This is a genomic window from Mesorhizobium sp. BR1-1-4 (assembly GCF_020165375.1).
Taxonomy (GTDB): Bacteria; Pseudomonadota; Alphaproteobacteria; order Rhizobiales; family Rhizobiaceae; genus Mesorhizobium; species Mesorhizobium australicum.
On record NZ_JAIUIB010000001.1, the window covers coordinates 1 to 12,864 of the forward strand.

General features: G+C 62.8%; 10 protein-coding genes and 1 pseudogene. 3 read left to right on the plus strand and 8 right to left on the minus strand.

Going from position 1 to position 12,864, the window contains the following annotated elements; translation table 11 throughout:
• The 4 genes from LB571_RS00005 to LB571_RS00020 all read right to left on the minus strand — a co-directional run.
• On the minus strand, nt 1-746 hold a 746-nt coding region (locus tag LB571_RS00005; protein ID WP_224591446.1), incomplete at its 3' end, for an E3 binding domain-containing protein.
• Nucleotides 747-749: 3 nt separating this feature from the next.
• Entirely contained in the window at nt 750-1,748 is a 999-nt protein-coding gene (locus tag LB571_RS00010) for an alpha-ketoacid dehydrogenase subunit beta (protein WP_224591449.1), read from the minus strand.
• Entirely contained in the window at nt 1,748-2,776 is a 1,029-nt protein-coding gene (locus LB571_RS00015) for a thiamine pyrophosphate-dependent dehydrogenase E1 component subunit alpha (protein WP_140616772.1), read from the minus strand. Before LB571_RS00015 ends, LB571_RS00010 begins: the two co-directional genes overlap by 1 nt.
• Before the next feature lie 2 nt (nt 2,777-2,778).
• Nucleotides 2,779-4,107 (minus strand): NAD(P)H-dependent oxidoreductase, encoded by a 1,329-nt coding sequence (locus tag LB571_RS00020; protein ID WP_015315453.1) that lies wholly within the window; start codon nt 4,105-4,107, stop codon nt 2,779-2,781.
• Nucleotides 4,108-4,390: 283 nt separating this feature from the next.
• On the opposite strand from LB571_RS00020, the gene LB571_RS00025 reads away from it, so the two are divergent.
• Together LB571_RS00025 and LB571_RS00030 are read left to right on the plus strand one after the other, a co-directional pair.
• The gene (locus LB571_RS00025) at nt 4,391-5,446 is read left to right on the plus strand and encodes a phosphopantetheine-binding protein (RefSeq protein ID WP_224591452.1); all 1,056 of its coding nucleotides are present in this window, start codon (nt 4,391-4,393) and stop codon (nt 5,444-5,446) included.
• A complete protein-coding gene (locus LB571_RS00030) occupies nt 5,443-6,915 on the plus strand; it encodes a class I adenylate-forming enzyme family protein (protein WP_224591456.1) in 1,473 nt (490 codons plus the stop codon). Before LB571_RS00025 ends, LB571_RS00030 begins: the two co-directional genes overlap by 4 nt.
• Here the strand turns inward: LB571_RS00030 and LB571_RS00035 are convergent.
• Nucleotides 6,912-8,854 (minus strand): annotated as a pseudogene (locus tag LB571_RS00035) (tripartite tricarboxylate transporter permease). The gene LB571_RS00030 and the pseudogene LB571_RS00035 overlap by 4 nt on opposite strands.
• Before the next feature lie 50 nt (nt 8,855-8,904).
• Nucleotides 8,905-9,900: a Bug family tripartite tricarboxylate transporter substrate binding protein gene (locus tag LB571_RS00040; RefSeq protein ID WP_224591458.1), complete on the minus strand. Its 996-nt coding sequence runs from the start codon at nt 9,898-9,900 to the stop codon at nt 8,905-8,907.
• A gap of 208 nt (nt 9,901-10,108) precedes the next feature.
• On the opposite strand from LB571_RS00040, the gene LB571_RS00045 reads away from it, so the two are divergent.
• Entirely contained in the window at nt 10,109-11,008 is a 900-nt protein-coding gene (locus tag LB571_RS00045) for a hypothetical protein (protein ID WP_224591461.1), read from the plus strand.
• Here the strand turns inward: LB571_RS00045 and LB571_RS00050 are convergent.
• Nucleotides 10,995-11,774, minus strand: coding sequence for a phosphodiesterase (locus tag LB571_RS00050; protein ID WP_224591464.1), 780 nt, complete (start codon nt 11,772-11,774; stop codon nt 10,995-10,997). The two genes, LB571_RS00045 and LB571_RS00050, sit on opposite strands and share 14 nt — an antisense overlap.
• Before the next feature lie 66 nt (nt 11,775-11,840).
• Complete coding sequence (locus tag LB571_RS00055) at nt 11,841-12,629, minus strand: 3-hydroxybutyrate dehydrogenase (RefSeq protein WP_140662924.1); 789 nt, start codon at nt 12,627-12,629, stop codon at nt 11,841-11,843.
• Nucleotides 12,630-12,864 lie beyond the last annotated feature (235 nt).

Genomic DNA, 12,864 nt, shown 5'->3' on the forward strand with positions numbered 1-12,864 from the left:
AGGCGCCGCGCGATGGTCTTGCGCATATTGTCGTGCGGGACGAGTTCGTAGGAGCCTTCCTCGAACAGTTTCAGCACGTCCCCTTCTCCCTTGAGGGGAGGGTGGCCGGCCGAAGGCCGGTCGGGTGGGGTCGCTTCGACGGGGCTCGGCGCAAAAGCGGTGCCTCCTGAGGCGACCCCCTCCGTCCGCTTCGCGGACACCTCCCCCTCGAGCGGGGAGGAGAGTACCGCATCAATATCCGCCTTTACGACGCGGCCATGTGGGCCTGTGCCTGATATGCCGGAGAGATTCAGTCCTGCTTCACGAGCCAATCGACGCGCCAAGGGTGTAGCGCGGGTTTTCCCCTCCCCCTCGAGGGGAGGGTGGTCGGCCAAACGCCGGTCGGGCGGGGTCGGTTCGACCGGACTCAGCGCGAGGGCGGTGCCTTCTGAGGCAACCCCCTCTGTCGACTTCGTCGACATCTCCCCCTCAAGGGGTGAGATTGGCGCCTTGTCCTTATAAGCCTCGCCGTCAGCATAAATCCAAGCCACCGCCGATCCGACCGCGATATCGACTCCTTCCTTGCCGGTCACGTCGCGCAACACACCGCTGGCCGGAGCGTCGATCTCCATCGCGGCCTTGTCGGTCTCGATCTCGAACAGCACGTCGCCCTTCTTGACCGTGGCGCCTTCCTCGGCGAACCAGCGCGAAATCTGTCCGGTCGCCATATCCATGTCGACCTTGGGAAGAATGACTTCGGTCGGCATGGATCAGCGAACCCCTTTGACGAGGTCGCGCGCGGCGGTGACGATGTCGGGAACCTGCGGCACCGTCGCTTTTTCCAGCTCCGGATTGTAGGGGATCGGCGTTTCCGCACCGCCCAGCCGCACGATCGGCGCATCGAGATAGTCGAACGCCTCGCTTTCGGCGATCATGGCGCTGACCTCGGCGCCGATGCCCAGCGTCTTGACCGCCTCATAGACGCACATCAGCCGCGAGGTCTTCTTGACGCTGTCGATAACGGTCTGCTTGTCCATCGGCCGAATGGTCCGGAGGTCCACGACTTCGACGTCGATGCCTTCGGCCTCCAGTGCGGCGGCGGCGTCGAGCGCCTTCTGCACCATGATCGAGGTGGCGACGATGGTGAGATCACGGCCCTCGCGGCGGATATCTGCCTTGCCGATCGGCACGGTGTAATAGCCTTCGGGCACCGGGCCCTTCATCTTGTAGAGCAGCTTGTGCTCGAAGATCATCACCGGATCGGGATCGGCGACCGCAGCCAGAAGCATGCCCTTGGCATCATGGGGCGTCGACGGCTGGATAACCTTCAGGCCCGGCACGTGGCCAAGCCAGGCTTCCAGGCTCTGGCTGTGCTGCGCGGCCGCCCCCGTTCCGGAGCCGGCGGGAAAGCGCATCACGACGGGCACCGAAACCTCGCCGCCCAGCATGAAGCGCATCTTGGCAGCCTGGTTGACGATCTGCTCCATCGCCAGCGTGGCGAAATCGGAGAACTGGAATTCGAAGATCGGCCGCATGCCGGTCAGCGCGGCGCCGACAGCGACCCCCGCACCGCCCAGTTCGGAAATCGGCGTGTCCAGCACCCGGTCCGCGCCGTAACGATCGACGAGGTCGCCGGTCACCTGGAAGGCGCCGCCATAGACGCCGATGTCCTCGCCCATCAGGAAGACGCGCTCGTCCATGTCCATGGCGGTCGCCATGGCTTCCTGGATCGCCTGGGCGTAGCTTAGTTCACGCACCATCGCGTCCATCACGCCTGCTCCGTATACACGTAGTTGCCGGTCTCGCTGACGTCAGGCGACGGGCTCGCCTTGGCGAACTCGATGCCGTCGGCGATCTCCCGCGCCACCACCTCGCGGATAGCTTCGATGCCCTTGTCGTCGATGAATCCGAATTCCCGCAATTCGTTCTCGAACAGCGTGATCGGATCGCGGTTCGACATCCAGTCCTCTATTTCTTCCTTGGTCCGGTAGCGGTTGCGGTCGCTCTTGGAATGGCCGCGATGGCGATAGGTCTTGGACTCGATCAGCGTCGGCCCCTCACCCGCCCGTGCCCGCTCGACCGCCTTGTACGAAGCCTCGGCGACCTCGGAAAAGATGTTGCCGTTGACGATGACGCCCGGCATCGAATAAGCGGCGGCGCGGTCGGCGATGTTCTTGACCGCGGTGGACCGGGCAGTCGATGTCGACATGCCGTAGCCATTGTTCTCGCACACGAAAATAACGGGCAGCTTCCAGACCGCCGCCATGTTGAGCGCCTCGTGGAAGGCGCCTTCATTGTTGGCTCCGTCGCCGAAGAAGGAGACGACAACCTTGCCGGTCTTCATCATCTTGGCGGAGAGCGCGGCGCCGACGGCGATCGGAATGCCGCCGCCGACAATGCCATTGGCGCCGAGATTTCCCTTGGCGACATCGGCGATGTGCATCGAACCGCCGCGGCCCTTGCAATAGCCGGTGGTCTTGCCGAAGAATTCCGCGAACATGCGCTTCACCTCGGCGCCCTTGGCGATGCAGTGGCCGTGGCCGCGATGGGTCGAGGTGATCTGGTCGTCCTCGCCAAGCGGCATGCAGATGCCCATGGCGCTCGCCTCCTGGCCGATCGACAGATGCATGGTGCCGTGGATGAGGCCGCGCGTGTAGCTTTCTTCCGCGCCCTCCTCGAAGCGGCGGATCAGGTACATCTTGTAGAGCACCTGCTTCAGCTGCTCGGCGCTGTACTGGCGATAGACGAAGGGCAGGTTGGCGCGGCTGTCCGCGACGGCTTTGCTGGCTCCGGCCATGGTTACGCCTCCACGGTTCCGTAGACGAGCTTGTCCTGACGGGCGCGCAGTTCGGCGATCTTGGAGCCCGCTGCCGGGGCGGCATTGGCGTAGGTGATGAGCTCACCCTTCTTGATCGGCGCCGTCACCGACCCGCCCTGCAGCAGGCCGCATGGAATGGCCCTCGCGGCATGCGCTTCCGGTGCAGTCATGATCCAGGCGCGGTAGCAATATTCGCCGATCGCATCGAGCTTCTCGCCGGGCTGCATGTCCTTCTTGGCCACGGCGGCCACTTCGGCTACCGGCTTGGCCAGCGGCACCATGTCGGCCTTGCCGTAGAGCACGACGCGGGCGCAGGTCAGCGGCACTTCGAGCGAGGTCAGGTGATAGGGACGATGGAACGTGAAGTACGGGCCCTTGCCCATCTTCAAATCTTCCATGCGCTCCGAAATGCGCGGATGCGACATGTCGGCGACGACGAAGACACCGGGCGCGACACCCTTGCCGATCGAATAGTCGACGACGCCGACCCTCGACAGCACGCCGCCATCCTTCTGCGGCACCAGCACCTTGTTCAATTCGCCGAGCGTCGCGGCCGGGCCATGCATGCCGGCCTTGTCGGGCACCAGCCCGGTGGCGTTGGCGATCGCCGCCATCTCGACCATGGTCTTCGAGCCGTCGACGAACTCCACCAGCATGCGCACATTCATGTGCCGGCGCCTGGCCTCCTCCTCATAGGCGGGCGGCGTGGCGTCGATGTTGAGCGGGTTGTTCTTGCCCTTGCCGGCGGCGACGATCGGGTGGCCCATGGCCGAAACGAATTCGATCAGCTCCATGCAGGAGGAGGGTTCGTCGCCGGCGCCCAGCGAATAGGTGACGCCGAGCCGATCGGCTTCGCTCTTGAGATAGGCGCCAATGGTGACGTCGGCCTCGACATTCATCATCACCAGATGCTTGCCATGCTCCATGGCGCGCAAGCCGATTTCGGCGCCGACGGCGGGAACGCCGGTGGCATCGATGACGACGTCGATAAGATCGTTGTTGATGACCAGGCTGGCGTCGTTGGTCACCGCCACCTTGCCGGCTTCCATGGCGGCCGTCATCGCCGAGGCGTTCGATACCTCGCGCGCATGGCCGGTTTCCTGGAAGGCGATATCCACCGCCTTGCTGGCGGCGGGCAGGTTCAGCTCGGAGATCGCGCCGATCTCTATGCCCGACATATGGGCGACGCGGGTGACGATGTCGGTTCCCATTTCGCCCGAGCCGATCAGCCCGATCCGGATCGGCTTGCCCGATTTGCCGCGTTCCTCGAGATCGCGGGCAAGGCCCGTCAACGAAACATTGGACGCCATACCGCTCATTCCTCCCATAATGCAGGCTTGTTCAATTGCCTGACGGGTATTGAACATCTGTATTTCTGTCAAGACTAATGTCCAAATCTGCGTGCTTTTGCAACACTTACACAACTGGACAAAAGGCCGTTGCGGAGCCGGCAAGTCGCGACTTTCCGCGTTGCCGTGGCGAGACAAGCACGCCAGCGGCGGCTCGACGCGCGGCGCACAGGACACTTGTTAGGGGCTCTCACCCTGCGTAAAAGCGTTAGCAGTGAACATCCGTCGGTTAGGGGCTTTTCCGATGAACGTCCTACAACGGGTTAGACCTGTGCCACCGCCGGGCGATGGACCGGCCCATGCGATTGCCGGCATCTTCGCCGCGGAATTGAAGGTGCCGGCCGTCGGCTTCGACGACAATTTCTTCGATCTCGGCGGCGATTCGCTGATGGCGGAGACTCTAGTGCTTGCCGTGCAGAAGCGGTTCGGCGTGAGATTGCAGACTTCCGTCCTGCTCGAAGCGCAGACACCGCGGGAATTCGGCCGTTTGATCGCATCGCTGGTGCCGGAGCATCCGGCCCGTGAGCTGATCGTGCCGGTGTCCGGCAGCGTCGGCCAGGAGCCGATCGCGATGATCCACGGCATCACCGGCTCGGCTTTGTTCGCCAATCGCTTCAGCAGGCGTCTGAAAGAGAAGTACGCGATCATGGCGGTGCGCGGCATGGGCACGGAACCCGGCGAGACGCCCTATTCCACCATGGCCGAAATTGGCACCAACTATTTTGAAGCCTTCACCTCGGTAACAGGCAGGCACCCCGAAGTCATCGGCGGCATATGCGTGGGTGGCCTGCTCGCGATCGAGGTCGGCCGGCTGAGCCATGAGGCAACGGGCAAGCGGCCGGCAATCGTGCTCATTGATCCGCCATCGCCAGGTTCGGCCTGGCTGAAGCCGATGCCCGACGATCGCCTCACGGAGAGGAGGCGGCGCGATATCGTGCGCAAGGTGGTCTACTGGCGCCTGTTGCGGGACACGCTGAAGGCGGTCGGTCTCGGACAGACACGCCTGGGGCGCCATCTGCGCAAGAAGGCATACAAGAGCGCGCTGCTGCAGGCCGCAGCCGGTTTTGTGCCCTCGTCCTACCCCTGCGACATCCTCATCCTCGCCAGTTCCGAATGGGGAGCCACCACCGTGAAGGACTACAAGGGCTGGGCGTCTAACGAGGCCAGCGTGAAAACGGTCGTCATGCCGGGTACGCACAACAAATTCCGCAAGGCCAACATGGACGCGATCGACGCGGAGATCTTGACGTTCCTCTCCGCCCGAAGCGAGGCCCCACGCGAAAACCCGCATCGTCAATGAGTTTTGGTCGGCAGATACTGGAGGCCTTCGCTGCCCATGGCGACAAGGTCGCGATGGTCAGCGGCCGTTCTGATATCACCTATTCCCAGGCCCTGACGCAGAGCGGACATCTTGCAGCCAATTTCGGCGCATCGGGCATCCGACCGGGCGACCGCGTCGGCCTCGCCATGCTCGACAACATCGACGTGATCCTTTCGATCCTCGCCTGTTGGAAAATCGGCGCGACCCCTGTTGTCGTCGACTTTCGAACGCCCAGGAGTCAGCGAGCCAGGCAGGCCCGCGACTTCGGTCTGAGCATCGTTTTTGAAAGCCGCGCCATGCCGGGCGATGAGGTCTATCCGAACGCCCTTTTCGACGCTGGCTGGAAATCGGCTTCGGCGCCGGGATCCGACGTCGGCCCCCCGGCGAGCGATGCCGTCCCGGCCTTTTTGATCTTTTCGTCCGGCACGACGGGCGATCCAAAGGCCTACACCCAGTCGCATGAGGCACTCGCCAGGCGCATCGCGGCGCGCCGGGGCGTGGTGGAGGGAACCGCCAAACGATTCCTGACGCCGATGGCCCTGTCATACTCGGCAATGCGTCACCAGGTCTTCGGCTATCTGCTTTACGGGGGAATCGTTCGGTTCTTTCCTCCCTTGTTCACCCCCTCGGAGCTCATCGAGGCGCTGCTCTCGTTCCAGGCAAGCGGCACGGCGCTGGCGCCATCAGTCATTGCCCGGATGGTCAAGGAGGTGGGCGAACGCGCAACCCACCTGCTTCCCCAACTTTCCGTTCTCTACAGCGTAGGCGGACCGGCCAGAGGCGAAGACAAGATCGCTGCCTACCGCTATCTCTCCTCTGGATACCGGATAAGCTACTCATCGAGCCTTACCGGCATCATATCCTCGCTATGGGGTGAGGATATTCTGGCAAAGCCCGAAAGCGCCGGCCGTCCGGTCGCCGGCGCACAGGTCGAAATCCTCGGTGCCGATGGCCGCGTGTTGCCGCAAGGTGAGCGCGGGCTGATCAAGGCATGGACGCCGACCATGGCATCCGCGGTCCTGATGCCCGGCAACCGCCTGTTCGTCGATCCGCAGATCATGAGCTCCGACTGGGGCATCCCCGGTGATATCGGATTTCTGGACGCCGACGGATTTATCACGATCGTCGATCGGGAGGCCGATATGATCGTTCGCGGCGGCGTCAGTGTCGCGCCGCAGGAGCTTGAAAAACTGATCCGCACCCATGCCAAGGTGCAGGACGTCGCCGTGGCCGGCTTTCCAGATGAGACCATGGGGCAGGAAATCGCCGCCTTCATCGTCTCCGACCGCGGAACCGTCGAGGAATTCCAGGCTTTCATGCGCACCAACATCGCGCCCGACCGGCGGCCGCGCGAGATCAGGCTGGTCGCCTCGTTGCCTTACAGCGGCAACGGCAAGCTGCTACGCCGCCAACTGGTCGAAACGCTGGCGCCGCATAAGGGTTCTTAGAAAATTCCGCTAATGCCTGTGAGCCACGGAGTCGGCCAGGGGTGGGATGCCAGCATGTCGAAGACCGAATAGACGAAGGCCGTCGCGGCGGCAGCGATCACCAGGGATGACCGCCTCGACTTCGTCCCAAGCACCATGATGCTGCCGGCAACGAAGATGAAGGTCGCTGCCAGGTGACCGACCAACAGGATGAGAAAGGCGAGGGCCAGACAAAGGCCGATGATTGCGAGATTGCCTTTCATGGTGGGTTCCGAAACCGGAGACCATTCGCCTGGTATCGCGGCAGGCACGGATAGGACAGGCGTGGCCCGCCTGCGCCATCGCAGCGACGCCTGCACTGTGGTCACCAGCGAAAACACCAACAGGAATCCAGCCGTGATGACCGGGAAAATGGCGGCCTCGAAGGGAAAGCCGGTCACGGCCGTCCCCAACGCCGCGGACGCCAGCAATGTCATGGTGGCGCCTGCGACAATGTCGGGCAGCGCGGGGGGCAGCGGCCCGCCGGGATTTCTGGCCCTGATCCACGACAGCGTCTGCCTGACGAGACCGACCACGGCCAGTCCAAGCAGGATGAGCACCAGCGGCTGGGCAAGCCACGACCAGCCGGAAATCTGATAGGCGAGAAAGAAATAGTTCTCGAGGCTCGGGCCGAGCACGAATCCCAATGAAAAGGCCGAGCGCGGCCAGTTGAGTTCCTTCATCGCCATGCCGACGGCGCCGACGCCGATGACCAGCGCGAAATCGAAGGCGCTCATATTGGTCTGGTATGCACCAACCACGATGAAGGTGACCACCAGCGGCACCAGGATGGCAGCCGGAACCTGCGCGACGCGCGCCAGAGGCCGGGTCAGCACAAGGCAGGTCACCGCGCCTACGATATTTGCCACGGCGATGCTGAACACCATCGACATGGTGAGCGCGGCATTCTTGCCCAGCATGTCGGGGCCGGGAACGAGCCCATGGACGACAAAGGCGCCGAGCAGGATGCTCATCGAGGCCGAACCCGGCACGCCGAAGGCGATGGTCGGGATGAGCGAGCCGCCTTCCTTGGCATTGTTGGCGCTCTCGGGCGCGATGACGCCCCTGACATTGCCTTCGCCGAATTTCGGTCCCGAGCCAGGCCGCCGTGACGCATGGCCATAGGCGATCCAGTCCAGCACCGCGATGCCGACACCGGGAACTGCGCCCAGCAGCGAACCGATGCTGCTGCATCGCAGCACCAGCGGCCACTCCCGCAGCGTGTCCCTGATGCCTTGCCACATGCCCGCATAAGTCGGTCGCTCCGCATTGCCCTGGATGGAACCTCGCAACAGGAGCGAAGCCAGCTCCGGTAGGCCGAACAGGCCGAGAAACACCAGGGCCACCGGCAGACCGTCCCAGAGATAGATTTCACCAAAGGTCCACCGGTCGATGCCGGCGATCTTATCGATACCGACAAACGAGGCGAGCATGCCGAACATGGCCGCGGCCAGCCCCTTCAGCGGCTGGCTCCCGGCCAGCATCGCGACGATGGAGAGCCCGAAGGCGCAGATGGCGAAGAAGTCCGGCGTCTTTAGATAGAGGACAAGCGGTCGCATGATGGGAATAGCCGCGGCAAGCACCAGAGCGCCGAACACGCCGCCAATCATCGACGCCGAATAGGAGGCGCCGAAGGCGCGCGCGGCTTCGCCTTTCTTGGCCATGGCATGGCCGTCGAGCACCGTCGCCGCCGCTCGACCGAGCCCGGAACCCCAAACAGGATGGCCGGGATCGTATCGGAGGTGGTATTGACCGATCCCATACCGAGCAGGAGCGCGAAGGCGGCATAGGCGTCCATGTTGTAGGTCATCGGGATGAGCAGGGCCATCGCGAACAGCCCGCCAATGCCCGGGACAACGCCGACGACGAGGCCGACGAAAACGCCGGTCACCAGCATCAGCATGCGAAACGGCTGGGCCATCTCGACGACGGCGGTGAGTATCAGATCCACCGTTGAGCCTCGCCGGGAATCTACTTCACCAGATTTCTGGCGGTCTCGAACACATCCGGATCCACCTTCAACTGCTCCGAGACAAGCCGGCTTATGTCTTCGCCGCTGGTGGCGTTGACGGTCATTTCGCTAAGCTTGCCGATGTCGGCCAGGAACGCCTTATCCCTGACCATCTCCATATATCCCTTGCGCAGCGTTTCGACCGTCTCCTTGGGCGTGCCCGGCGGGACAACCAACGGATGATGGAACTGCAAAGCGGTCTCGATCAGCGCGGCCGCTTCCCGGACCTTCGGGTCGTCGATCCTAGCAGTGAACTTCTCCTGGCCTGCAACGATGCCCTGGCCGAAGGTACCAATGAGGTTGAGCGCGTCGCGGTTTTCGGAGATGTTGTAACTGGAGACTCCGCACATTCCGGCGATCTCGCCTCGCTGCATCGCCAGTTCGATATCGGCTGTGCCTTCAAAGCCGGTGACGACCTTGAACTTTGCCTTCAAGCCGTTCTTGACCAGCGCCGCGAAAATGTAGGTCACGCTGCTCTTGCCGGTCGCCCCAATCAGGAAATCGGACTGCAGGAACTTGTCCATCGTGTCGATGCCGGAACTCTTGGCCGTCAGGCAATAGGCCGGCTCGTTGACGAGCGAGCCAATCCATTGCAGGGCAAGCGGATCGAAATTGGCGTTCCGGGGATCGAGCACCGGCGCATATGACATGGCTTCGCTGACGGAAGCGATGACGCTGCCGTCGGCCGGCTCGCTGCGCAACACCATCTTGGTGAGCTTCAGGCTGCCGCCCCCGGGCACATTCTGGACGACTATATCCGGATTGCCGGGAAGGAACTGGCCGAAGTGGCGGGCGATCAGCCGCGATGTCTGGTCATAGCCCCCGCCGGGGCCATAGCCGACCTTGATCGTGATTGTCTTGAATTCGACCGCTTGCGCCCGGGCGCCCGTGGCAAAGACAATGCTGGCGGCAACGAAGGGAATGGCGCGCAATGCGCGGAAGATCGCAACCAACATATCAACCCCGTGCAGAACCCGGATGGCGTTTTAGCGCTACGATGTCGCGATTGATAGCGCCCGCGACCAGATCAGGTTGAAATACAGCATGCGTGTACGACAAGCCGGTGGTCGCAAAAATTCTCGCGGCTCCAGGCCGGGGTTGTGGGAAGATGAGCTTCGCCTTATGGGAGCATGCATCCGATTTGGAGCAATGGCGAAGTTTGTAATGAGCTGGAAGCCGGCCAAGGGCCTTGTTGATCTGCTGAACCACAACTGGCCTGTCAGAAAGGCCAAGGCTTTTCGCAACGCCTTGATTGAGCGTGATTTTCGCGGGCGCGGCGTTCCCGAAGGCCTGAAATTCACCGAGGAGCTGCTGCAAACCGGTTCCCGGCGCTTCTGCTTTGTCATTGCCTTCAACACGCCCTGGGTCATCGATGCGCTCACCCGAGCCTGGCAATTGTATTCCTCTGGGATGACGCTGGTGGTCATAGACAATTCATCCGATCGATCGGCAAGGGTGCCTATCGCGGACATCTGCCGGGCGCGAAAAACCGCTTATTTCGGTTTGCCTCGGAACCGGGAAAGCCATCCCAACCGGTCGCACGGGATATCCATGAACTGGATCTTCCACAACATCGTTCGGCCTTTGCGGCCGGAGCTTTTCGGATTTCTGGATCACGACTGCTTTCCGACCGTCCCCGTGGACATCGCCGCGACGATGGAAGGAAAAATCGTCCACGGCTCAAAGCGCCCAGCGCAAGCGGACCCCGAGGCCTGGTTCATGTGGGCTGGGTTCTGCTTCTTCCGCTTCAGCGCCGTGCAAGGACTGGACCTGGACTTCACACCGCGTTTTGTCAGCGGAATGGACACCGGCGGCGGAAACTGGAGCCTGCTGTATCGCGGACTTGGCGAGAACGATGTTTCCGATGCGCAAAAGACGGCAGCCGATCTCGATGTTGATGGGATGGAAGCGGACCATCGGATGCTGGGCGGCGCCTTTTTCCACGTCGGCGGCGCCTCGCACAGAAAATTGGTCATGACCCCACAGTATCGGCGGCTGATCTCCGATTACGTATGGGAGACCCATCTTGGCGGCGGCGAAAGCCGCCTCGTCAAGGATCCTTGACCGGCTCGGGCCGGCCCGTCTCAAAATCGTGGAAATGGACGACCACTCCATCCGCATCGATGAAGATGACGGCATAGGCAGGCGGCTCGTGGCCCAGCCGCCAGCTGTCCGAAAAATCGAGGGCGCTCTGATGATTGGTGCTGCGCAGCGTGCTGACCGGTATGCCGCGCCAGCTGCCGGCGATCAGCCTGTGGACATGGCCGGCAAAGATGTGGCCGACATTGCCGTGGCGCCGGAGAATGTCATGGAAGGCATCGGCGTCGGCGAGCCTGACCTCGTCGAGCACCGGCATGTGAATGCGGAACGGCGGGTGGTGCATGAAGAGGAAGACCGGCCTGTCGCGCGCTTCGTGCAGCTTCTCGTCCAGCCAGTCGAGACGGGCCGCGCACAGCCTGCCCTCGACATGTCCGCTGTCCAGCGTGTCGAGCAGGATCAGGCGGCCATCGCCGCCATCGAAAACGCTCTGGACAAACCCGCGCTCGGCCGGCGCTTCCGGGAACATTTCGAGAAAAAGCGCCCTGTCGTCGTGGTTGCCGAGCATCAGCCGGCAAGGCGGCACGAACCGCGCCAGCGCCTCTCGCAACGCCGCATAGGCCGCGCGCTCGCCATCATTGCTCAGGTCGCCTGATATCACCACCAGGTCGGCATCGGCATGGTTCCTGCCGATATCCGCCAGGCAGGCTTCCAGCCGCGCGAGCGGATCGGAACCGTAGAGAAGGCCACCCGGCGCTATCAGATGCGGATCGGAGAGCTGGATTATTTTCATTGGCCGCGCACTGCCTTCCTGCCGGCGCCCTGGCGTTGGCCCTGAAGGCGGCATGTTTCGACCAATTTACTGTGCCGTCCAGCCGCCATCCATCGGTAACGTCGTGCCGGTGATCTGCCTGGCCGCATCCGAGCACAGGAACAATGCCAGTGCCGCAAGCTCTTCGACAGTAACGAATTCCTTGGTCGGCTGCGCGGCCAGCAGCACGTCGTGCTTGACCTGTTCCTCGGTCATGCCCCGCGCCTTCATCGTGTCGGGGATCTGCTTTTCGACCAGCGGCGTCCAGACATAGCCAGGCGCGATCGCGTTCACGGTGATGCCGTCCTGCGCGACTTCCAGCGCCACCGTCTTGGTCAGGCCTGATATGCCGTGCTTGGCCGAGACATAGGCCGACTTGAACGGCGAGGCGACCAGCGCGTGCGCGGAAGCCGTGTTGATGATGCGGCCCCATTTGCGTGCCTTCATGCCGGGCACCACCGCCTTGATGGCGTAGAAGGCGGCCAAAAGGTTGATGCGGATGATGGCTTCCCATTTGTCGTCGGGAAACTCCTCGATCGGCGCCACATGCTGGATGCCCGCATTGTTGACCAGTATGTCGAGGCTGCCGAGCGCCTCTTCCGCGTCATGGATCATGGCGGTGACCGCGGCGCCATCCATCATGTTGGCATCGGAATAGCGGCACTTGACGCCGAAATCCTTCTCGATGCCGGCGCGCTCCCGCTCGATGGCGGCAGCATCGCCAAGACCGTTGATGGTGACGTTGGCGCCCTCGGCGGCAAAGGCGCGGGCGATTGCCAGGCCGATACCGCTGGTCGAGCCGGTGACGAGGGCATTCTTCGAAGACAGGGAACCCATGGGAAATCTCGCGCGAGGTGGGAGGGAACATGACGATATAATTGTGCGTCGCAGCATGACAATGGCAGAGCCATATGTCGATGCGATTACAGCCAGACGACAACGCCTGCTTGTCCTCGCCCGGTTCGGAAACCATGGTCGTTAGGCTGACACGGCACTGTCATGGTGCCGTGCAACATAACCGTTGCGCATTCGCGCGGTCCTTCCTGAATGAATTCGTCCGACAGAACCTTGG

Bases quoted from the DNA above. Each gene is read 5' to 3' on its own strand.
- LB571_RS00010 (WP_224591449.1), bottom strand. From the start codon at position 1,748: ATGGACGCGATGGTGCGTGAACTAAGCTACGCCCAGGCGATCCAGGAA.
- LB571_RS00015 (WP_140616772.1), bottom strand. From the start codon at position 2,776: ATGGCCGGAGCCAGCAAAGCCGTCGCGGACAGCCGCGCCAACCTGCCC.
- LB571_RS00020 (WP_015315453.1), bottom strand. From the start codon at position 4,107: ATGGCGTCCAATGTTTCGTTGACGGGCCTTGCCCGCGATCTCGAGGAA.
- LB571_RS00025 (WP_224591452.1), top strand. From the start codon at position 4,391: ATGAACGTCCTACAACGGGTTAGACCTGTGCCACCGCCGGGCGATGGA.
- LB571_RS00030 (WP_224591456.1), top strand. From the start codon at position 5,443: ATGAGTTTTGGTCGGCAGATACTGGAGGCCTTCGCTGCCCATGGCGAC.
- LB571_RS00040 (WP_224591458.1), bottom strand. From the start codon at position 9,900: ATGTTGGTTGCGATCTTCCGCGCATTGCGCGCCATTCCCTTCGTTGCC.
- LB571_RS00045 (WP_224591461.1), top strand. From the start codon at position 10,109: ATGAGCTGGAAGCCGGCCAAGGGCCTTGTTGATCTGCTGAACCACAAC.
- LB571_RS00050 (WP_224591464.1), bottom strand. From the start codon at position 11,774: ATGAAAATAATCCAGCTCTCCGATCCGCATCTGATAGCGCCGGGTGGC.
- LB571_RS00055 (WP_140662924.1), bottom strand. From the start codon at position 12,629: ATGGGTTCCCTGTCTTCGAAGAATGCCCTCGTCACCGGCTCGACCAGC.